The organism is Streptomyces sp. NPDC091387, from assembly GCF_044756945.1.
In the GTDB taxonomy this organism is placed as follows: Bacteria; Actinomycetota; Actinomycetes; order Streptomycetales; family Streptomycetaceae; genus Streptomyces.
Map to the genome: position 1 here is coordinate 1 of NZ_JBIVTZ010000002.1, position 21,126 is coordinate 21,126.

Consider the following 21,126-nt stretch of genomic DNA (forward strand, 5'->3'; position numbering starts at 1 on the left):
CCAGTGGCTGCACACCTACAATCACCACCGCGGACACACCGCACTCAAGGGCCAACCACCCGCCAGCCGTGTCCCCAACCTCACGGGGCAGTACATCTAGGGCCTGTATTGGGTTGTCACGCGGAAGGAGGAGCGGGGCTGGGTGCGTGCGATCGCAAGGCGCCGAAACGCTCTTGTAGCGGAGCTACCAGAGCGTTTCGGCAACGCCGCGAGCGTGCGTGCCCAGCCCCGTGACGCCGCGGGACAATCCAATACAGGCCCTAGCGGGCCTGACGGCCCCGGACATGCAGCAGCGCCGCCGGGGGAGCGGCGGCGCTGCTGGTCAGGGACGCAGGTCCTCGGATGCCGGACCGCGGACGGTTACGGCAGGCCGTGCACGTGCGGGCCGACCGCGTTCGACCAGGCGTTGCCCGACTTGGCGTCCCAGTTGGTCGACCAGGTCATCGCGCCGCGCACACCGGGGTAGGTCTTCGACGGCTTGAAGGTGCCGCAGCCGGTGCCCTTGGCCAGGCAGTCCAGGGCCGCGTTCACGACCGAGGGGGACACGTAGCCGCTGCCCGCGCCACTGGTGGAGGCGGGGACGCCGAGGCCGACCTGTGACGGGTCGAGGCCGCCCTCCAGCTGGATGCAGGCCAGTGCGGTGAGGAAGTCCACCGAACCCTGCGAGTAGACCTTGCCGTCGCAGCCGAGCATCGAACCGCTGTTGTAGTACTGCATGTTGACGACGGTCAGGATGTCCTTGACGCCGAGTGCCGTCTTGAAGTACTCACCGGCGGTCGACTGCATGTCGATGGTCTGCGGCGCCATCGTGATGACGAGACCGGAACCCGCCTTCTGCGACAGCGAGCGCAGCGCCTTCGTCATGTAGGTGGAGTTGAGGCCGTTCTCCAGGTCGATGTCGACACCGTTGAAGCCGTACTCCTGGATGAGCGAGTAGACGGAGTTGGCGAAGTTGGTCGCGGACGCGTCGCTGTTGACCGAGACCGAGCCCTTCTCGCCGCCGACCGAGATGATGACGTTCTTCCCGGCCGCCTGCTTCGCCTTGATGTCGGCCTTGAACTGGTCGACGGTGTAGCCGTTCAGGCCCGCGGAGTCCAGGTTGAAGGTGACCGCGCCGGGCGTGGTCGTGGCGTCGGCGAAGGAGACCGCGATGATGTCGTAGTTCGCGGGTACGTCGCTGAGCTTCTGCACGGTCGCGCCGTTGTTGAAGTTCTGCCAGTAGCCGGTGACCGCGTGCTTGGGCACCGAGGTGGACGGGACACCCGGGTCGGTGCCGCCGCCCCCGACGGCCGTACGGCCGCTGACGGTCGCGGACTTGACGGACTCACCGGCCGCGTTGGTGGCGGTCACCGTGAACTGGTACGCGGTGTTGGCCGCGAGCCCGGTGACGGTCGCCGAGTTGCCGGTGGCGGTGGTCGCCTTCGCCCCGTCCTTGTAGACGGTGTAGCCGGTCGCGCCGGACACCGCGCCCCAGGACAGGGAGACGGAGGAGGACGTGGTCGCGCCGACCGCGAGACCGGCCGGGGCGGCGGGGATCGACGGGCCGGGGTCGGTGCCGCCGCCGCCGTCGGGGCCGCTGACCGACAGGTCGTCGACGAAGTAGGCCGCCTGGCCGTACCAGCCGTGCGTGTACACGGTGACCGAGGTGGTGCTCGCCCCGGTCTTGAAGCTGGTCGAGAGCTGGGACCAGCTGGTGGAGCCGGGGGTCCAGGTGGACACATCGGTGGTTCCGGTGCCCTTGACGCCCAGGTAGGCGTAGCCGCCCTGGACCCAGGAGCTCAGCGCGTAGGTCGAGTTGGGCTTCACGGCCACGGTCTGCGTGCACTGGGCGTTGTCCTGGCCGGCCGGGGTGGCCTTGAGCGCCGAGGTGCCGCTGCGCACGGGGGAGGAGACGGTGGTGCCGGAGCCGCCGGAACAGGTCCAGTTGGCGAGGCCGGACTCGAAGCCCGCGTTCTTGGCTACGTTGACGTCGGCGGCCTGCGCGCTGCTGACGAGTCCGGTGACGCTCAGGGCGCCCGCGGCGACGACCGCCACGGCGGCGCCCAGTCCCTGGCGGGTGCGGCGCCGTCTGCGGCTGGTGACGGGGGAACGTTCCACTTGCTGCCTCCGTGGGGGAGTTGGTGAGGGCGGGGGAGCGACACGGGGATGTCGGGGGTGTGGAATCGAGGAACGGTGGCCACCGCTGGCCGATAAACTGGTCCAGACCAATCAAGTTGTCAAGACCTCTGACAGCGACGGATGCGCGGGGTATCGCCCCGGAGCGCGGCGCGGGAACAGCCGGTGCACCGTCTGCGCGCTATCCGCACAGGGTCCGCACGGTGCGCGCACACGCCGCCCGTGCGCGGACGGCAACAGGCGTCCCGGCGGGGTCACCCACGCGCGGGTGACGTGGGCAACATGGCCGGACGGTGACGACTTTCGGCCATCCAATCTTGGCGCGAACATGCCAAAATCTGCATTGACATGGGCAAATGAATTTCAACGCACGGGAAATGGGAATGCCTGACAGTAACCCTCCGCAGTGGTACAGAAGTTAACAACTATCGGTTTGGTCCGATTTCGTATGAGGGCGTCGAGTGGCTGATGCAGGGGTGTTGCCGTACCGGGTTCGGCTGGGTGTTCTCTGCCGTGTAGGACGCGGTTAAAGTGCTGGAGCAGAAGCTGAGGCAGAAGCACGGAGCAGGAGCGATTGCGGCCGACGTCACGGCGACGCCGGCCGGAGCCGAACGGGGAACAGCGTGCCGACCGCAATAGCAGTGACCAGTACTGATCTGGTTCTACCGCCGACCGATCAGCAGACGCCGACAGCGGCCCTGCTGCAGGCGCCCGACGTTCAGGCGATGGACCTGGCGATCGGCGACATGCACGTGATGCTGGAGCAGCACGGGTATGTGATCGCCGTGTATCCGACGGGCATCTCGCTCGCGCACGAACGTCGACTTCACGCCGTTCGGTCCGTGCTGGAGAGCGACCGCATCGCGCTGCTCAAGGTGGACCTGCCGCCACTGGGCGTCGCGGTGCTGGTGCGGCAGTTGCGGCAGCTGTCCATCTGCGACTTCAGCCCCGGAGTGGTTGCCTCCTCCGCGCGGCTTCTGTCCCACTACATCCATGCGGGCGCCCTGATGAGCTCGGTCACCAAGCTCGACCGCGTGCCCGTCAGCCTCAAGACGCACGCCAAGTCGTGGGTGCCCGGATCCCAGTTCGCCGTACTCGCGGGACCGAATCCCCAGCTCATCAAGATCGGCCCGAGTGCGGAACCCCTGGCGGGACCGGAGTTCGGTACGCATCTGGTGGTCGCGAAGGGCCAGTTGCAGTCCGAGTGGGTACACCAGACCCTGGCGCCCGCGTGGAAGGTGCAGGCGATTCAGGACGCGACGCTTCCCGCCGATTCCTCCCGATGGTGGGGAACCGGAAAGTTGATCGAATTCGCCGCTTATCTTCCGGACATCTCCGTCCTGTACCAACTCGTTTCCTCGGTAAGACGAGAGACCTGTCACTGGTGCGGAATGGAACTGATCGGCGATCGTTGCGGGTTCTGTTCCTCACCGCTTCCCACCACCGAGAACCGAATGCCGTCGTCCGGTGTCCTGAACCATGGAGCTCCTGCACCGCCACGGTCGTAGCAACCGCGGATTCCTCCTCCGCGGACGCCCCCGCGGTCCGGACACCGTCCGTACCGCACACCCGGCTCAGCCCGCCCTCCAGACAACAGCCCGAACAGCTCCCACACCTCCCGCGCATTCTTCTGTCCGCTGCCCCACGCATCCGACCCGAACGAGGTTGTCCGGCCCATGAACTCCCGCCAGCGCCGCGGCGTGATACTCCTGCTCCTCTCGGTCCTGTGCGCCTTCGGCGCCTTCGCCGGAGTGCTCTCGGTGATCAGCGACGTCAACTCGAAGGTCGGCCCCGAGGTTTCGGCCTACAAGCTGAAGAGCAACGTCGCACCCTTCACCAACTTGACTCCGGACAAGTTCGAGAAGGTCTCGATGCCGAAGCGGTGGCTCTCGACCAACGCGGTGACCGACCTCTCCGAGGTCAACGGCAAGATCGCCCTCACCACGCTCAAGGAGGGCTCGCTGCTCCAGTCCGACATGATGGAGTCGCGCCCCGCCCTGCAGCCCGGTGAGCAGGAGATCGCGATCATGATCGACGCCGCCACCGGCGTCGCGGGCAAGATCACCCCTGGTGCCACGGTCAACGTCTACGCGACCTTCGCGGGCGAGGGCCAGAACGGCCGTGCGCAGTCCAAGGTCATCGTGTCCAACGCGAAGGTGCTGGAGGTCGGCAAGCTGACCGCCCTGGACCCGAGCAGCGACGGCAAGGGCAGCCAGGCCACCGAAGCGGTGCCGATCACCTTCGCACTGAACACGCTCGACACCCAGCGCATCGCGTACGCGGAGTCGTTCGCGATGCACGTACGTCTCGCGCTCATCGCCAGTGGCAGTGACAGCTCCATCCGTCCGGGCGACCGCACCTACACGCTCGACAAGGACAAGTGAGGATTGGATGACCACGAGGATCCTCCCGGCCGTCGGTGACGCCGACGCGGCCAGATCCGTCACCACTCTGCTGAGCCAGCTCCCCGACGCGGAGCCGGCCGCTCCGGTCGGCGACTCGACGCAGCTCATCGACACCCTCGCGCGCCTCGCGGGCGAGTCGCTCGACGAGCTGCCCGAGGTCGTGCTGGTCCACGAGCGGATCGGTCCGGTGCCGGCCCTGGAACTGATCCGGGAGGTATCCCTGCGCTTCCCCGCCGTCGGGGTCGTGCTCATCACCGCCGACGCGAGTCCCGGCCTGTTCTCCGCGGCGATGGACTCCGGCGCCCGTGGCCTGGTCACGCTGCCGCTGAGCTACGAGGAACTGGTCAACCGGGTCCAGTCGGCCGCCCAGTGGTCCGTCGGCGTACGACGGCACCTCGGCGCGGGCGGGGACGTCTTCACCGGACCCGGCGGCACCGTCGTGACGGTCAGCGGGGCCAAGGGCGGGGTCGGCACGACGGTGGCCGCCGTGCAGCTGGCCCTCGCCGCCCAGGCCTCCGGCCGGACCGTCGCGCTGGTCGACATGGACCTCCAGTCCGGGGACATCGCCTCGTACCTGGACGTCCAGTTCCGCCGGTCCATCGTCGACCTCGCGGCGATCAGCGACATCTCCCCCCGCGTCCTGTCCGACGCGGTGTTCAGCCACAGCACCGGCATCGCGCTGCTCCTCGCACCGGGCGAGGGCGAGCGCGGCGAAGAGGTCAGCGACCGGGCGGCCCGGCAGATCGTCAGCGCACTGCGCTCGCGGTACGAGATCGTGGTCATCGACTGCGGCGGCCAGATGAACGGCGCCAACGCCGCGGCCATCGAGATGGCCGACACCGCGCTGCTGGTCACGACCCCGGACGTGGTCGCGGTGCGCGGCGCGAAGCGCATCGTACGGATGTGGGACCGGCTCCAGATCCGCAAGGCGGAGGAGACGACGACCCTCGTCAACCGGTACAACCGCAACACCGAGATCCAGCCGCCGCTGATCCAGAAGATCACCGGCACCAAGATCGCGAGCACGGCAATCCCCGCCAACTTCAAGGAACTTCAGAGCGCCGTCGATGCGGGCCGTATGCACGAACTCGACTCGAAGAGCATCGTGAAGCAGGCACTCTGGGCTCTGGCGGGCGAGCTCGGTCTGGTGAAGACACCGGACCGGGCCGAGAGCGGGGCCAAGGAACGAAACGACCGAGGCTCGATCGGCCGCCCGCGCAGGCGCGGCGACTTCACGGGCCGTGGCAAGACCGACTGAGGGGGCAGGCTGATCCATGGCAACCATGGAGATGGCGGAAACAGGCATAGGCCGGAGGCGTGACCGCGACCGCGGACAGACCGCGATCGAATTCGTCGGCGTCACGCCACTGATCATCCTGCTGCTCGTCGCGCTCTGGCAGTGCGCCCTGATCGGCTACACGTTCAGCCTGGCCGGCAACGCGGCGGACGTGGCGGCGCGGGCGGGGAACGGCGCGCAGTGGAACTCGCAGGCCGCCTGCGAGCAGGCGGCGAAGAAGGACCTGCCCGACGCCTGGCAGACCGACGACGTCGACTGCGGGGCGGAACGCGGCCTGTACCGGGCCAGGGTCCACCTCGACGTGCCCGTCCTGCTGCCCGGCATTCTCGACTTCGGCCCGACAATCACCGGCAACGCCGCCTCGGCGAAGGAGGGCTGAGCCATGACCGGCACGAAGCGAAGGTCCGCTCGCGACCGCGGCCAGGTCGCCATCGAGTACATGGGGTTCATCCCCCTGATGCTGCTGGTCGGCCTCTGCGCCATTCAGCTGGGCATCGCCGCGTACGCCACCAACCAGGCGGGCACCGGTGCCCGTGCGGCGGCGCGCACGGCCGGTCAGGACCGGCCGGAGCTGTGGCCGGAACAGGCGGGCAAGTCCGCCATGAGCGACTGGCTCACCAAGCAGAACCACACCACCTTCCAGCACCACTCCGGCGACGGCACGGTGACCTACACCGCCAGGGTCAAGGTCCCCTCGATCATCCCGTGGATGCCGGACGCCTTCGGTTACGCCGAACGCAGCTCCACCATGCCCAGCGACTGACCACGTCCCCCTCTCCGCCCGCCCCCACACCGCACCACCGGCACGCCGGACCTAGGAGTCAGCAAAATGAGCCTGCGGGCACGCATCACCGCCCCCGAGGAGCACGGTGGGGGGCGGGAGGACGGCCACATGGTCGCCTCCTACCGGGCCAAGCTGCTCGAGGAGATCGACCTCGCGGAGATGTCCTCGCTGGCCGCCGCCGACCGGCGGGCCCGCCTGGAGCGCGTACTCGGCCACATCATCAGCCGCGAAGGCCCGGTCCTCTCCACCCTCGAACGCTCGCAGCTGATCCGCCGGGTCGTCGACGAGGCCCTCGGCCTCGGCATCCTGGAACCACTGCTCGAAGACGCGTCCATCACCGAAATCATGGTGAACGGACCGGACCAGATCTTCGTCGAGCGCAGCGGCAAGGTCGAACAGCTCCCGATGCGCTTCGGCTCGCACGAACAGCTGATGCAGACCATCGAGCGCATCGTGTCGACCGTCAACCGGCGCGTGGACGAGGCGAACCCGATGGTGGACGCCCGCCTCCCCAGCGGCGAGCGCGTCAACGTGATCATCCCGCCGCTCTCACTGACCGGCGCGACGCTCACCATCCGACGGTTCCCGAGGGCCTTCACCCTCCAGGAGATGATCGACTTCGGCTCGCTCGACGAGCAGATGCTGATCCTGCTCTCCGGCCTCGTCCAGGCCAAGCTCAACATCATCGTCTCCGGCGCCACCGGCACCGGCAAGACGACCCTGCTCAACGCACTGTCCGGACTGATCCCGAACAACGAGCGCATCGTCACCATCGAGGACTCCGCGGAGCTCCAGCTCCAGCAGAACCACGTCATCCGGCTGGAGTCCCGCCCGGCGAACGTCGAGGGCAAGGGCCAGATCAGCATCCGCGACCTGGTCCGCAACTCCCTGCGTATGCGCCCCGACCGCATCGTCGTCGGTGAGGTCCGTGGCGGTGAGTCGCTCGACATGCTCCAGGCGATGTCGACCGGTCACGACGGCTCCCTCGCGACCGTGCACGCGAACAACGCCGAGGACGCGCTCATGCGTCTGCAGACCCTCGCCTCGATGTCCGAGATCAAGATCCCCTTCGAGGCGCTGCACGACCAGATCAACAGCGCGGTCGACGTGATCGTCCAGCTCACCCGGTTCGCCGACGGTGGCCGAAAGATCACCGAGATCGCGATCCTCGACTCGCACGGCCGGGACAACTACCGCATCGTCAGCGTGGCCCGCTTCATCCCCCAGCCGATGGCCGCCGACGGGCGGATCTACGGCCAGTTCCAGTACCTTCCGCTCCCGCGCAAGATCGCCGAACGGCTCTACATGGCCAGCCAGCCCATTCCCCAGGCGTTCGGCGTCGCCTCGTCCGACGAACAGCTCGCCACCCGAGAGGCCAAGTAGGTACCGCGCCATGACCAATCTCCCCCTTCTCACGATCGGCGTCACACTCATCTGCTGCGTGCTCGGCGTCATGGGCCTGCACGCGTACTCCGGTGGCAAAGCCGACCGCGACGCCCTCGTCGACCGCCTCTCGCACACCGGCCAGATAGAGGCCGCAGGACGCCACCGCCGCTTCCGGGGCATCGACCGCAGGCTCCGCAAGACCGGCCTGGGGCGCAGGATCGAGCTCAAGCTCGCGGCCACCGGGCTGGAGATCACCCCGGGCGAGTTCTTCGTCTACGCGCTGGTGGCCATGGCCGGACTCTGGCTGACGGCCTCGTCGATCCTGGCCTCCTTCTTCGGCCCCGTGGCCGCCCTGATCGGGCTCTGGGGCACCAACGCCTTCCTGAACTGGCAGCGGACCAAGCGCACCGACCGCTTCATCAACCAGCTCCCCGAGCTCTCCCGCATCCTCGCCAACGCCACCCAGGCCGGACTGGCCCTGCGCACCGCGCTGGCGATGGCCGCGGACGAGCTGGAGGCCCCGGCCGGTGAGGAACTCGCCCGGGTCGCCCGCCGCCTCGGCGTCGGCGAGTCGCTCGACGACGCCCTGAGCGAGCTGACCGAGCGGCTGCCGTCCCGCGAACTCGTCGTCCTCGTCACGACCCTCGTCCTGTCCAACCGGGCCGGCGGTACGGTCGTCAGCTCCCTGCGCAACCTCACCGAGACGCTGGAGGAGCGCAAGGAGACCCGGCGCGAGGTCAAGACCCAGCTCTCGCAGGTGACCGTCACGGCCTACGCCGTTCCCGGCTTCGGCTTCGGCGCGATGCTCCTGATGAACGCCGTCATGCCGGGCGCACTGGACCGCATGACCGGCGCACTGGTCGGCCAGGCCGCGGTCATCGTCTCGCTCATCCTGTACGCGATCGGGTTCATCGTGATCCGCCGCCTGTCCCGTATCGACGTCTGAGGGGAGGAGCGGACATGGACCTGTTGCTCGCACTCGTTGTAGGTCTCGCTGTTTATGGAGTGATCGCCGGCATCCGGATGTACCGGGCCGACGCCAAGCTCCCCGGCGATCTCGCCATCGCCCTGGAGGTCGGCTCCACCCGCACCGGCGCGGTCGGCTCCGGCATCGACCGGATGGGCATGCGCTGGGCGCCCGCGGTGCTCAGGATGATGGGCCCCAAGTCCGTCAACAAGAAGCGCCGCCAGATCGACATGGCCGGCAACCCCGGCGGTCTGACCATCGACCGGTACGCCGCCCGCCGTGCCGTCTACGGAGCGCTCGGCGGGTTCGGGGCCCTGTCGATGCTCATGCGCGGTCAGCTCTTCTTCGCCATCCTGCTGCTCGCCTTCGGCGCCTTCTGGGTCGAGGTCGGCATCTGGTCGGCCATCCGGGTCCGCAAGGAGCACATCGAGCGCACGCTCCCCGACTTCCTCGACGTCCTCGCGGTCGTCGTCTCCGCGGGCCTCGGCTTCCGCCAGGCGCTGGAACGCGTCGCGGAGAAGTACGAGGGCCCCTGGGCCGACGAACTCAGCATCACCCTGCGCCAGATGGACATGGGCGTCAGCCGGCGTGATGCCTTCGAGCAGCTGCGCAAGCGCAACGACTCGGAACAGGTCGCGATGTTCGTGACCACGCTCCAGCAGGGCGAGGAACTGGGCGCGCCGATCGTCGAGACGCTGATCCAGATCGCCAACGACATGCGCCGCACCGATGCCCAGAACGCCCGCAGGAAGGCGGCCAAGGCCGTCCCGAAGGCGACCTTCGCCGTCACCTCCTTCCTGCTCCCGGGCACCCTGGTGCTGCTCACGGTCGGATTCGTGTACGGGGCCGACGTCGACTTCTCGTTCCTCGGCGGATGACACGCATGACGGGGATGATGGGCATCACGAGCAGGGGGAGGTGACAGGCGCATGGCATTCCAACTCAGCGACTCACAACCGGGACTGACGAGCGAGGTGCGCCAGGCGCTCGCCGGTCCGGGGGCCCAGCCGGCCTTCGCGATCCAGCTCAACGCGCTCCAGGCCATGTGCCGCCAGGTCTTCGGGTTCCGCCTCGCGATGACGGCCATGGCGACACCGTTCGCCATCGCCCGCACGGCACCGGGCCTCCCGACCTGGCTGATCGGCGCGGCCATCCTCGTCACCTTCATGGGCTCCTACGTCCTGTTCCGGGACTGGGAGCGCTTCGGCCCGGTCTTCCTGCGCCACCGCTGGCTGCTCGGCGTCGACGCGCTGTTCGGCGCGCTGCTGCTGATCACCGCGACGCCGGAGTCGACCCTGGCGTACGTCACGGTCTGTACGCCGCTGCTCGCCGGGCTCGTCTACGGGTGGCGGGGCGCGGCGGTCTTCGCCGTGACACAGACGCTGATCATCTTCGGGGTGTACGGCACCGATACGAAGCTGGAGGCGAGCACCGCCACGGCGCTCCTCCTGCCCGGTTTCTGCGTGATCGCGGGCGCGGTCGGCGTGACCCTGCGCAACCTGCTGCTCCGCTTCGGAACAGCGAGCCAGGCGCTCACCGAGACCCGGGCACGGCTGGCTGTGAACGAGGCCGTGGAGGGCGAGCGCACCCGGCTGGCCAGGGAGATGCACGACTCCGTGGCCAAGACCCTCCACGGTCTGGCACTGGCCGCCGACGGCCTGGCCGGCTCCTCCGATCGGATGGACCCGCTGACCGTCAAGCACCAGGCCGAACTCGTCGCCAGGTCCGCCCGCCGCGCGGCGGCGGAATCACGCGAGCTGCTCTCGGACCTGCGACGCGAGTCGGGACTCGACGGCGGTGTGAACGTGGCGGAGGAACTCCGCGCACGCGCCGACGACTTCACCCGCCGACACGGCCTCACCGCCGGATTCCGGCTGCTCAACGAGACCCCGGTCCCGCCCGTCCCGCAGGTGGTGGCCCGGCAACTGCTCACCATCGCGTCCGAGGCGATGGAGAACGCCGGCCGCCACGCCCACCCCACGTACCTCGTCGTCCTCGCGGGGGTGAAGGGCGACGTCCTGCGGATCAGCGTGTACGACGACGGGCAGGGCCTCCCCGCGGGCACCACGCTCGACGACCTCAAGCGGGCCGGGCACTTCGGACTCGTCGGCATGGTCGAACGCGCCGCGTCCATCGGCGCACGGATCCGGATCGGCAAGGGCAAGGCGGCCACGGGCACCGAAGTACGCCTGGAGCTGCCGTTGGCGGCCCTGTCCCAAGCACCACCCGCACAGTCGTTCAACTGACCCGCTCCACACCGTCCCCCCACAGAACTTGAGAGGAGGTCGCAGAATGCCGGACGACGTCTCGCGCGCATCGGGCCAGAACTGGGCCGCAACGCACCACGCCTCCCAGCACACGTCCCCGCACGCCACGCCCATCAATTCCGAATCCAGCTCGCCAGGGTTCCCCGTCCCCCAGCAGACCGCGGCATCCGGAGTCATGCCCGCCTTCCCCTCCGCTCCCGACCTGCCCGCCCCCGGTCCGCTGCGGGTCGTCGTCGCCGACGACAACCCCGTGGTCCGGGCGGGCCTGAGCGTCCTGCTCTCCGGCCGCGACGACATCGAGGTCGTCGCGGAGGCCGCGGACGGCCGAGAGGCCTACGACATGGCCGTGCGGCACCGCCCGGACGTCGTGCTGCTCGACGTCCGGATGCCGGGTGTCGACGGCATCTCCGCCCTGCCCCACCTGGTCCGGGTCGCGCCGGTGATGATGCTGACCTACAGCCGCGAGAACGAGATCGTCCATGAGGCGCTCCGGCTGGGCGCGGGCGGCTATCTGGTCCACGGAGAGTTCACGGCGGACCAGCTCGTGCAGGCCGTACGTGACACGAAGAGCGGCCGGGCCCACTTCACCGCCACGGCGGCGAACGCGCTCCTGGCCCACATGCGGCAGGGGCCCGGATCCCGGGGAGGGCCGCTCCCGGAGGGCCTGGGCGCGGCACTGACCTCCGGCGTTCCCTACCAGCAGCCCGGATACGACGGTCATGCCCCTGGACCGTTGCAACAATACGATGCGTATGCACATTTGCCTTTTCCTGAAGTGGCCCCGCCTGGGGCGCGACCAGTAGGACAATCCCAGGGTCTTTCGCATCTGCAACCAGGTATGGCACAGTCTTCGGTATCCGGAGGAGTCGGCACGCCTCCTGACAGGCAGCAGTACGGGCTGAGTTCGCGGGAGGTGGAGGTCATGGAGCTGATCGCGTCCGGCATGAGCAATCGTCAGATCGCCGCCACGTGCTTCATCAGCGAGAAGACGGTCAAGAACCACATCAACCGCATCTTCACCAAGCTGCACAGCGGCAGCCGCAGCGAGGCCATCGCCCGCTGGCTCGGCACGGCGCCGGCTGCGGGTCCCGGCGCACAGGGGGACAGGTAGTCATGGCTGACCGGGGGAGCGCACAGGACGTGGCGGGTTCGGTCCAGGGGGCCCAGCCCGGGGCGCCCAGGGCCCAACTGCTCGATTGGGCCCGGGAATGGGCCCTGGGGCCCTCTGGTGGGCATGGTGTTCCGCCCTATGTTTCTCCTATCGCAAACGGCACCGGCCAGGAGGAAGCCGGTAACGGGAGCGAGAACGAAGGAACGTGCGAGTCGGCCGGCAGTCGGTCGGCCGAATCTGGAGGGGAACACCATGTCGAACATCACCCTGAAGTCCGCCGTCCGCGTCAACGGCTGGGCCAACACCGCCATCTCGAAGATCCAGAAGCGCTACGAGACCGCGGACCGCGGCCAGACGGCCTTCGAGTACCTCGGCATCATCCTGGTGGTCGTCGCGATCATCGGTGGCATGGTGGCCGCAGGCATCGGTGGCGCGATCACGACTCGTATCACCGGCCTGGTGGACTCCATCACCGCCGGCTAGTGGAATCGCGCCAACGCAGCGATGCAGGGCAGGCTTTCCCCATCTACATTGTGATGGTGGCGGGCCTGCTCTTCCTCGCGTTCGCTTTCTTTGCTGTCGGTCAGGCCTCTGCCACGCGTAACGGTGCCCAGGGCGCGGCGGACGCCGCCGCGCTCGCTGCCGCCCAGGAAGCCCGGAACGACCTCGGAGTGCCCTTCCTCGCCGCCCTGCGGACACCGGACGGTCTCACCGAGTTCCTGGCGAATCATCGGTACTTCAGGGCCGGATGCCCGGACGCGCAGCGACTGGCAGATGCCAATCGCTCGGACCTCTACACCGATGATCCCTTCCGCCGGCCTCGTTGCCGCTGGGACGAGGGGTTCCTCCAGGACAAGGTCACGGTCAGCGTCAAGACCCGTTACACGGTCGGTTCCTCGGTGATCCCCAGCACGAAGACCAAGCACGCCAAGGCCACGGCCACTGCCGTGATCGAGTTCCGGTGTTCACCGAAGCTCAAGGACGCGCCGAGTGCTGACCCCGGGTCCGACGACACGGGCGACGAGGGCGACAAGGGTGACGAGGGCGACAAGCCGGATCTGCCGATCCCCACTCTTGATTGTCACGGGGGCGGTCTTGACATCGACCCTGCCCATCCGGAGCTGTGGGAGTCCCTGGCCAAGACCATCTTTGCCGTGCACCTGATCGACGACTGACAGCGAACGACGAGTAAAGGAATCTGAACCCATGAGCATTCGGCGCACCACGAAATCCCGAAGGGTGGTGGCAGCGGCCTCCATGGCGGCTGCCCTGGCCCTGATCGTCACCGGCTGCGGCGGCGACGACGGCGGGAAGACCGAGGACACCGGCTCTTCCTCGTCCGCCAAGCCCTCCGACGGAGACAAGGGGGCCGACGAGGACACCGCCGCAGGGGACAACGTGGACTCGAATGCGAAGCTCGCCGAGGTCAAGGGGCAGGGCGGGCTGACGCTCGTCGTCAATCAGGTCAAGCGTGATTCCGGCGGCTTCATCACCGTTCAGGGCGAGATCAAGAACGAGGGTGACCAGGCCAAGAACACCGCCGGCTGGGCAGGTGCCGAGAGCGCTGTCGTGGCGAAGAACCCGAACTCCGTCGCCGGAGCCACTCTGGTGGACAAGGTTGGCAAGAAGCGCTACTACATCCTCCGCGACACGGAATCGCGCTGCCTCTGCACCACGGGGATTCTGCCGCTGCAGCCGGGCAAGTCGACGCCCGTCTTCATGCAGTTCCCGACTCCTCCGCAGACCACGACCGAGGTCGACTTCACGCTGCCCACCTTCGCCACCGCCTCACTCAAGATCTCCGGGTGATGGCGGATATGAACAGCATTCACACGCGGCACAGGCCAGGTCATCTCGCAGGCCGGGCCATCGCTGTCGCAGTCCTGCTCGCCGGCACCACGGTCTTCGGGGCGACGACGGCCCTGGCAGACGACGGTCCGAGCGTTCCTCCGGGCACGGAGGCCTCGTCCGAGCCGCCCGTCAAGCTGGACAGCAACGACCCGGACCTCAAGATGCCGGACGGCGGCACTCTCGCGCCCGGCAAGGTCCTCGACATCATTCAGGTCGTCGAGGACGAGGGCGGCGAAGAGCGACGCGAGGACACGAACGCGGACATCAAGTTCGCGCTCCAGTCCGAGGTGCTCTTCGGCAAGGACAGCGCGAAGCTGAGCTCCGCCGCCAACTCCCGCATCGCAGCCATCGCCGCCGAGATCAAGAAGCAGAACGCCTCGAAGGTGCGCGTCTTCGGCTTCACCGACAACCTCGGCTCGTCGGCACACGGAGACGTGCTCTCCAAGCAGCGTGCCGATGCCGTGCAGTCGGTGCTGGTGAGGTCCACAGGCTCGGACATCACGTTCGAGATCCGCGGTTACGGCGAGCAGTACCCGATCGCCAGTAACACCACGGAAGAGGGCCGGAAGAAGAACCGTCGCGTGGAGGTCTCCTTCCCGCGCGGCAGCTCCTCCTGACCCGACCTGCATGAAGGGCCTGGCACCGGTCACGGTGCCAGGCCCGCGTGCTGTCACAGCGGGTGGCCGGCCTTGCCGGCCCTCCCGGACGGATCCGGCCCGGCTTCGGCCCGCAGCGCAAGCGAGATGATCTCCCGCGCCGGCAGTGTGCTCAAGACCACTGACGACGCCCGTGCCGGCCCGGCAGCGCCCGTCCGGACCTGCCCCGGGCGCTCGCCGGAGGCCCGGCCGGTGCCGGGGCGGCGAAAAGGTTGGTGTGCGGGACCGACGGAACCGGGTAACGTCTTTGTCATGTTCTTCCAGGCGCCGATTTACGAGTGAGAGCGTGATGGGCCCCTGCTGACGTCCTCCGACGTCGCCGCCCGTCCCCCACCGATGAATCCGTAGATCACTTCACATCATTACCGGGAGAACCCGTGACCGTGAGCAAGAACATCAACAACCCCATCGGCATGGGTGGCGGCCAGCGCAAGAGGCAGTCCCGCGCCGAACGGCAGAACAACGGTCCGCACCGCAACCTCGACCGCCAGGGCGCGGCCGACCAGAAGGCGGAGCTGGTGCGCAAGATGCGCGAGAAGGCGGCCGAGGACGCCGGGCAGTCGGGCGACGACACCGCACAGAGCTGACCCACCGCCGCCGCGAGGCGGCACCGCACGGGGCAGGGTCCGGACCGCGACGCGCGGTCCGGGCCCTGCTGCTGTCGTACCGGGCCTCGCCGCCGTACCGGACGCGGACGCGCGCTTCCGCGGTGATCCGTCCGCCCTCCCCGGCCCGGTGCCAGGAGGCGTCCGCGTTGACACGCGGTCGGCGGATGCGTGTAATGAACGCGGTGTCGCGTGACGCCGGCCAAAGAGCTGTGGGCCGGCCGGTGATCGGGCGAGCACCCTTCACCCAAGGGTCCGTCATGAGTTCGTACTCCGCGCCCTGCACCTGACGTAACGCAACCGCACCCCTCGCCCCGCGCACCGCCGCGCCCGGTGAGAGGTTGTGCGGTCGCTTCGTCCTGGGCACGTCACCACACGCCATGACCGCAGTCACTGCGGAATCACTGAAGCTCCCGGAGATACGCATCCGTATGCCCACGTCTTTCAATGAAACGATCATCAAGGAGTTCCGCGCCAACGCCGGGAAGGTCGGTGGCCCCTTCGCGGGCGGCGATCTCCTCCTGCTGACGACCACCGGCGCGAGGTCGGGCACCGAGCGGACCACGCCCCTCGGGTACGTCCGCCACGGCGGGCTGATCCTGATCGTCGGGTCCAGCCTCGGCGCCCCGAGCCACCCCGGCTGGTACCACAACCTGCTTGCCCACCCCGTGGTGCGGGTGGAGATCGGGACCCGCACCTTCCAGGCCCTCGCGGTTCCCGCCGAGGGGGACAGGCGCGACGACCTGTTCGCGCACGCGGTGCGGAGCGCGCCCGGGTACGGGGACTACCAGGCCCGGACCAGCCGGGTCCTGCCCGTCGTCGTGCTGGAGCGCGCCGATCCCGACGGGTGGGAGGGCCCAGGCGAGGTCCGCACCCTGGCCGACAAGGTCATGGAGGTGCACACCTGGCTGCGCGGTCAACTGCGTGAGGTGGCGGCCGAGGTGGAGGCCCACTTCGCCGAGCGCGCGGACCGTCAGGCGCCCGGTGAGCCGCCGGCGCCGAGCCTCGGGCTGCAGATCCGGCAGCGCTGCCTGGCGTTCTGCCAGGCCCTGGAGTTCCACCACACCAGTGAGGACGGGCACCTGTTCCCCGGGATCGCCCGCTACCACCCGCACCTGGGCGACACCTTCGCCCGGCTCGCGGACGAGCACCGCACCGTCGCCCGGATTCAGGCAGCGCTCGTGGAGCTGCTCGCCGGTATCGGGATCGCGGAACCGGCGCGATTCCGGGCCGAGTTGGTACGGATGTCGGCCGAGCTGAACGCGCACCTCGACTACGAGGAGAAGGCGATCGTCCCCCTCCTGGCCGATGTTCCCTGGCCGCCTGTTCCGCCCGCGGGCGTCCCTGGAGGCGACGGGGCCGGGGGAGGTGCCGGGGCGGGCAGCGCCTGATCGCGGTGAGCGGGGCCGCGGCGGTCGGGACCGGACCGGCGCGGCCCCGCAGCGAGGTTCAGTCCGGCGCCGCCGCCGGGTCCCGTCGTCGTACCAGCGGCAGGTACACCTCGTCGACGATCTCGACGAGGACGTCGTCGGGTGCGGTGGGCAGCCCGCGTACGACGCATTCGTTGCGCAGCAGGGCCATGGCCGCGGTGGCGACCCTGGGCGGCGATGCGGTGAGGACGCCACCCCGTCCGGCTGAACGGTGCGTACGCCCGCGACGCGGCAGGTCAGGCCGCGTACCTGCGTGAGCTGCTGGAGGTCTTCGAGGCCGGAGGCGTCGACAGCGCCTTCGTGTTCACCTTCGCCCTGTACGACCACGTGCACCGCTCCGACGGCGACCCCAGGGACGACCTGGACCGGGCCGGCTACGGCATCGTCAAGGTGTACGAGGACCGCCTCGGGGTCACCTTTCCCGGGCTGCCGTGGGAGCCGAAGGCGGCGTTCACGGCCGTCGCCGACCACTACCGGGAGCGCTGAAGTCCGTCCTGGCGGCGCGCCCCGGCCCCGCGTCCCCGCCCCCGGTCGCGGTGGCCTGGACGAGGAGCTTCAGCGCGGCCTGGGAAGCCGATCCGGGGGTGGCGGTCACCATGATCAGGGACTGCTCGGGTTCGGACGGCACGGTCAGCGTCTGCTGTCTGACCGTCAGGGAACCGACGAGCGGGTGCCGTAGCCCGTACTCGGCGGTGTCGCAGGCCCGCACCCGGTGGTCCGCCCACATGCGTGCGAACTCCGGGCTACGGGTGGTCAGTTCACCGATGAGCTGCGTCAGTCGGGCGTCCTGCGGATGCCGCCCCGCGACCAGACGCAGATTGCCGACCACGGCTCGGGCCTTCGCCGTCCAGTCGGCGTAGAGCTCACGGATGTGGGCGTCCAGGAAGACCAGCCGCGCCATGTTCGGGCGGTCCGCCGGACGCTCCGGGGCCGCCCGGTCCACATGCCCGGCCAGCAGCGCGTGCCCCGCCGTGTTCCAGGCCAGTACGTCGCTGCGCCGCCCGGTCACCACGACGGGTACCTCCTCCAGGGACCGCACCAGTTCGCGCACGGCCGGGGAGAGCCGCTCGGCCGGGGGCCGGCGGGCCGTGACCCGGTGTCGGCAGGCGGTGGCCAGGTCGTGCAGGTGCCGCCGCTCCGTCTCCTCCAGGCACAGCGCCCGGGAGATCGCGTCCAGCACCTCGGCGGAGGCGTGGCAGGAGGCGCCCTGCTCCAGACGCGTGTAGTACGAGGCGCTGACGCCCGCCAGCAGGGCCAGCTCCTCACGCCGGAGCCCCGGAACCCGGCGGCGGTCCCCGTAGGTCGGCAGCCCGACGTCCTGGGGCTGCAACTGGGCCCGCCGCGCCTGGAGGAAGGCCCCGAGCCGTCCGTGTGTGTCCATGGCCCCGAGTATCCGGTGCCGGGGGCGCCCGCAGCCTGCCCCTGTCGGGGATAGGCAGAACCGGGGCTGGCTGCCCACGCCGGCCGGACACAGGGTGGGAACCACGAGCGAACCCCGTCGCCGAGCAACAGAGCAACAGAGCAACAGAGCAACAGAGCAACAGAGCGGCAGGGCCGCCCCGCACCGCACCACCCTCCACTACGCAAGGAAGCAACGTGTCAGCGAAGTTCGCACGGAACGTACTGGTCGCCGCCCTCGCGACGGCCTCCCTCACGGCCTCGCTCGCTGCCGGCCTGCCGGGTTCGGCGTCGGCTGCCACAACGCCGTTGTCACACGCCCGCATCACCGAGCACTTCGACCTGGCCGGCCGGCAGATGCCGGAGAACATCGTCCTGGAACCCGACGGCAGCATCGATCTGTCCTTCTCCGCCGCACGCCGGATCGCCCAGGTCACCCGCGACGGCAAGGTACGGGTGCTGGCGACCCTGCCCGCCCCGGCCGACGGCGGCGTGCACACTCCGGCGCTCGGCTTCCCCCTGGTCACCGGCCTGGTCAGGGACGCGCACGGCACGCTGTACTTCCTGTACGCCACGGGTACCGCAGACCTCACCGGCGTCTGGCGGCTCCGGCCCGGCGGCACCCCGGAGCGGATCGCCGCACTGCCGGCCGACGGCCTGCCCAACGGGCTGGCGCTGGACTCCGGCCTGCTCTACATCACCGACTCGGTCCACGGTGTCATCCGGCGCGTACCGGCCGGCGGCGGCACCGCGACGGTCTGGGCGGACGGCGCCGAGCTCGCCCCGACCGGCTTCCTCGGCGCCAACGGCCTGAAGGTGCACAACGGCGCCGTCTGGGTGTCCAACCTGGACCAGGGCACCGTGGTCCGCTACCCGGTGAGGAGGAACGGCACGGCGGGTCCCGCCCGGATCAGGGCCGAACAGCTGGCCGGAATCGACGACTTCGCCTTCGTCGGCCGCGGCGACCGGATCCTCGCCGCCCTCGACCAGACCGACGAGGTGGCCCTGATCGAGCCCGACGGCACCCACACCATCGTGCTCAGCGCCCGGGACGGACTGCAGAACCCCACGGCCGTCGCCGTGCGCGGCGACACCGTGTACGTGACCTCGGCCGCCTATGTCACCAATAAGGACCCCAACCTGCTCACCGCCCGTATCCACAGGAATCACTGACGCCACTGCTCGCGCACACGGCGGACAGCGAGGAGACCCACAAACCGGATCAGGGATGCACCGGAGTACCGGTGGCAAACCGGAGCAGAAGAGGATAGGCAGCACAGGACGTCTCCCGCGTCCCCCTGCGTCCGCGCAGCGGGAGGCGTCCGACCTCGCTCGCCCACCTCCTACGTCCCGGGAGACCCATCCGTGTTCAGCAAGATCAGTGACACCGCCGCCGGGGCGCCGTCCCGGGCAGCCGGGTGTCCCGGGCCCGCGCGGCGCTGGTCCGTCGCACTGCGGCGGACGCCCGTCTCCCTGTGGAACGACGACCTCTCGGACTGGGCGGCGGCCCTGACGTACTACGCCATCCTCGCGCTGCTCCCGGCGCTCCTGGTGACGGTCTCCGTGATCGGGCTGGCCAATCCCCGGGCCACGGACTCCCTGATCGCCGACATCACCGCCTTCGCACCGGCGGAGTCCGGCGCCACGCTGCGCCAGCCCCTGGAGGCGGCCACACAGCAGCGGACCGCGGTCTGGCTGCTGGTCGCGACCGGGACCGTCAGCGCGGTCTGGTCGGCGTCCAGCTATCTGGCCGTCTTCCGGCGGGCGCTGCACGCGATGCACGGGGTACCGGACACCAGGCCCGCCCTGCGCAAGGCGCACATCATCGTGGCGACGGCCATCGGGCTGCTGCTGCTCCTGATGACCAGTGCGTTCGCCCTGGTGCTCTCCGGTCCGCTGGCCCGCTGGCTCGGGCACCGGATCGGTCTGGCGCATCTGGGCGACGCGGTGTGGGCGGTGCTGAAGTGGCCCGTGCTGCTCTGTCTGGTCGCCTGCCTGATCACGGTCCTCTTCCGGACCGGTCCGGCGACGGCGCGCGGGTCGCGCCGGGCACTGCCCGGCGGGGTGCTGGCGGCGCTCCTGTGGCTGGTGGCCTCGGCGGGATTCGCGCTGTACGCGACGTACATCGGCTCCTACAGCCGGCTGTACGGGTCACTGGCGGGGCTGGTGGTGTTCCTGATCTGGGTGTGGTTCACCAACCTGGCGCTGCTGACCGGCGCCCAGTTCAACGTGGAGCTGGGCCGGGTGCGGTGCGAGGACACCGGCACCGGAACCGACGGCGAAGACGGGACCGGGACCGGGGAAGCGGCCTAGGACCCCGTGCTGCCGTCGACGAGCTCCCGGATGATGTCGAGGTGGCCGTTGTGCCGGGCCGTCTCCTCGATGAGGTGCAGCAGGATCCAGCGCAGATCGGGGTGGTGGCCGTCGGACCGCGGACGCTTCGCCAGGGTGTCCAGGTCATGGGCGGCGACGAGCTCCCGGTAGCGGGCGCTCTGCTCCTCGTACTCCGCCATGACGTCGGCGAGCGGCATGTCGACGGCGATGCGCATCTCGCGGTCGGGGTCCTCTTCGGTCCACGGGCCCTCGTCCTCCCCGCCGAGAAAATCGATCTCGAACCAGGCGTACTCGACCCAGCGGAGATGGTTGAGCACACCCGCGAGCGTCATCAGGGGCGAGCCAGGCAGCAGGGCCTTGCGGGCGTCCTCCTGAGAGAGGCCCTCGCACTTGGCCAGAGCGGTGGCGCGGGTGTAGTCGAGGAAAGTGGTCAGCTGTGTGCGCTCGTCCCAGGCGGGAGGCGAATCGGTGCGTGTCATCGCGGTACACCCTCGCGGCTCGCCGACGGGCTGTCCACCGC

The 21,126-nt window shown here is 69.4% G+C and carries 22 protein-coding genes and 1 pseudogene; 19 read left to right on the forward strand and 4 right to left on the reverse strand.

Annotation, left to right across the window (positions count from 1 at the left end; all coding sequences use genetic code 11):
- Positions 1–360: 360 nt before the first annotated feature.
- Positions 361–2,097, reverse strand: coding sequence for a chitinase (locus ACIQM0_RS04250; protein ID WP_401283431.1), 1,737 nt, complete (start codon positions 2,095–2,097; stop codon positions 361–363).
- A gap of 659 nt (positions 2,098–2,756) precedes the next feature.
- Here ACIQM0_RS04250 and ACIQM0_RS04255 point away from each other — a divergent pair.
- From ACIQM0_RS04255 to ACIQM0_RS04330, 16 genes are all read left to right on the forward strand, one after another.
- Positions 2,757–3,623: a hypothetical protein gene (locus ACIQM0_RS04255; protein ID WP_401283432.1), complete on the forward strand. Its 867-nt coding sequence runs from the start codon at positions 2,757–2,759 to the stop codon at positions 3,621–3,623.
- Positions 3,624–3,791: 168 nt separating this feature from the next.
- The gene (gene cpaB / locus ACIQM0_RS04260) at positions 3,792–4,499 is read left to right on the forward strand and encodes a Flp pilus assembly protein CpaB (RefSeq protein ID WP_363030698.1); all 708 of its coding nucleotides are present in this window, start codon (positions 3,792–3,794) and stop codon (positions 4,497–4,499) included.
- A gap of 7 nt (positions 4,500–4,506) precedes the next feature.
- The gene (locus ACIQM0_RS04265; protein ID WP_401283434.1) at positions 4,507–5,778 is read left to right on the forward strand and encodes a CpaE family protein; all 1,272 of its coding nucleotides are present in this window, start codon (positions 4,507–4,509) and stop codon (positions 5,776–5,778) included.
- 16 nt (positions 5,779–5,794) lie between these two features.
- The gene (locus ACIQM0_RS04270) at positions 5,795–6,196 is read left to right on the forward strand and encodes a TadE family protein (protein ID WP_401283436.1); all 402 of its coding nucleotides are present in this window, start codon (positions 5,795–5,797) and stop codon (positions 6,194–6,196) included.
- A gap of 3 nt (positions 6,197–6,199) precedes the next feature.
- Positions 6,200–6,580: a TadE/TadG family type IV pilus assembly protein gene (locus tag ACIQM0_RS04275; protein ID WP_401283437.1), complete on the forward strand. Its 381-nt coding sequence runs from the start codon at positions 6,200–6,202 to the stop codon at positions 6,578–6,580.
- Between the two features lie 66 nt (positions 6,581–6,646).
- Positions 6,647–7,984 (forward strand): CpaF family protein, encoded by a 1,338-nt coding sequence (locus ACIQM0_RS04280; RefSeq protein ID WP_363030702.1) that lies wholly within the window; start codon positions 6,647–6,649, stop codon positions 7,982–7,984.
- A gap of 10 nt (positions 7,985–7,994) precedes the next feature.
- Positions 7,995–8,933: a type II secretion system F family protein gene (locus ACIQM0_RS04285; protein WP_401283440.1), complete on the forward strand. Its 939-nt coding sequence runs from the start codon at positions 7,995–7,997 to the stop codon at positions 8,931–8,933.
- A gap of 14 nt (positions 8,934–8,947) precedes the next feature.
- Positions 8,948–9,832 (forward strand): DUF5936 domain-containing protein, encoded by an 885-nt coding sequence (locus ACIQM0_RS04290; RefSeq protein ID WP_401283441.1) that lies wholly within the window; start codon positions 8,948–8,950, stop codon positions 9,830–9,832.
- A gap of 51 nt (positions 9,833–9,883) precedes the next feature.
- Complete coding sequence (locus ACIQM0_RS04295; protein WP_401283443.1) at positions 9,884–11,200, forward strand: sensor histidine kinase; 1,317 nt, start codon at positions 9,884–9,886, stop codon at positions 11,198–11,200.
- 46 nt (positions 11,201–11,246) lie between these two features.
- Entirely contained in the window at positions 11,247–12,332 is a 1,086-nt protein-coding gene (locus ACIQM0_RS04300; RefSeq protein ID WP_401283445.1) for a response regulator, read from the forward strand.
- A gap of 252 nt (positions 12,333–12,584) precedes the next feature.
- Positions 12,585–12,815, forward strand: a complete 231-nt coding sequence (locus ACIQM0_RS04305; RefSeq protein WP_401283447.1) for a hypothetical protein — start codon at positions 12,585–12,587, stop codon at positions 12,813–12,815.
- The gene (locus ACIQM0_RS04310; protein WP_401283449.1) at positions 12,815–13,507 is read left to right on the forward strand and encodes a pilus assembly protein TadG-related protein; all 693 of its coding nucleotides are present in this window, start codon (positions 12,815–12,817) and stop codon (positions 13,505–13,507) included. The genes ACIQM0_RS04305 and ACIQM0_RS04310 overlap by 1 nt, the downstream gene beginning before the upstream one ends.
- A 31-nt stretch (positions 13,508–13,538) precedes the next feature.
- Positions 13,539–14,141, forward strand: a complete 603-nt coding sequence (locus ACIQM0_RS04315) for a hypothetical protein (protein ID WP_401283451.1) — start codon at positions 13,539–13,541, stop codon at positions 14,139–14,141.
- 8 nt (positions 14,142–14,149) lie between these two features.
- Complete coding sequence (locus tag ACIQM0_RS04320) at positions 14,150–14,800, forward strand: OmpA family protein (RefSeq protein ID WP_401283452.1); 651 nt, start codon at positions 14,150–14,152, stop codon at positions 14,798–14,800.
- A gap of 416 nt (positions 14,801–15,216) precedes the next feature.
- On the forward strand, positions 15,217–15,426 hold the full coding sequence (locus ACIQM0_RS04325) for a DUF6243 family protein (RefSeq protein ID WP_401283454.1): 210 nt from the start codon (positions 15,217–15,219) through the stop codon (positions 15,424–15,426).
- Positions 15,427–15,875: 449 nt separating this feature from the next.
- Positions 15,876–16,835, forward strand: a complete 960-nt coding sequence (locus ACIQM0_RS04330) for a nitroreductase/quinone reductase family protein (protein ID WP_401283456.1) — start codon at positions 15,876–15,878, stop codon at positions 16,833–16,835.
- Positions 16,836–16,893: 58 nt separating this feature from the next.
- On the opposite strand, the gene ACIQM0_RS04335 is transcribed toward ACIQM0_RS04330, so the two are convergent.
- Complete coding sequence (locus ACIQM0_RS04335; protein ID WP_401283458.1) at positions 16,894–17,025, reverse strand: hypothetical protein; 132 nt, start codon at positions 17,023–17,025, stop codon at positions 16,894–16,896.
- 38 nt (positions 17,026–17,063) lie between these two features.
- Between ACIQM0_RS04335 and ACIQM0_RS04340 the strand changes: the two are divergent.
- Positions 17,064–17,360: pseudogene (locus ACIQM0_RS04340) on the forward strand (hypothetical protein); the annotation flags it as partial.
- Here ACIQM0_RS04340 and ACIQM0_RS04345 read toward each other — a convergent pair.
- Entirely contained in the window at positions 17,326–18,255 is a 930-nt protein-coding gene (locus ACIQM0_RS04345; RefSeq protein ID WP_401283460.1) for a helix-turn-helix domain-containing protein, read from the reverse strand. The pseudogene ACIQM0_RS04340 and the gene ACIQM0_RS04345 sit on opposite strands and share 35 nt — an antisense overlap.
- 215 nt (positions 18,256–18,470) lie before the next feature.
- Between ACIQM0_RS04345 and ACIQM0_RS04350 the strand changes: the two genes are divergently transcribed.
- On the forward strand, positions 18,471–19,445 hold the full coding sequence (locus tag ACIQM0_RS04350; RefSeq protein WP_401283462.1) for an SMP-30/gluconolactonase/LRE family protein: 975 nt from the start codon (positions 18,471–18,473) through the stop codon (positions 19,443–19,445).
- Between the two features lie 192 nt (positions 19,446–19,637).
- Complete coding sequence (locus tag ACIQM0_RS04355) at positions 19,638–20,585, forward strand: YihY/virulence factor BrkB family protein (protein WP_401283464.1); 948 nt, start codon at positions 19,638–19,640, stop codon at positions 20,583–20,585.
- On the opposite strand, the gene ACIQM0_RS04360 is transcribed toward ACIQM0_RS04355, so the two are convergent.
- Positions 20,582–21,085 (reverse strand): DinB family protein, encoded by a 504-nt coding sequence (locus ACIQM0_RS04360; RefSeq protein WP_401283466.1) that lies wholly within the window; start codon positions 21,083–21,085, stop codon positions 20,582–20,584. The two genes, ACIQM0_RS04355 and ACIQM0_RS04360, sit on opposite strands and share 4 nt — an antisense overlap.
- Positions 21,086–21,126 lie beyond the last annotated feature (41 nt).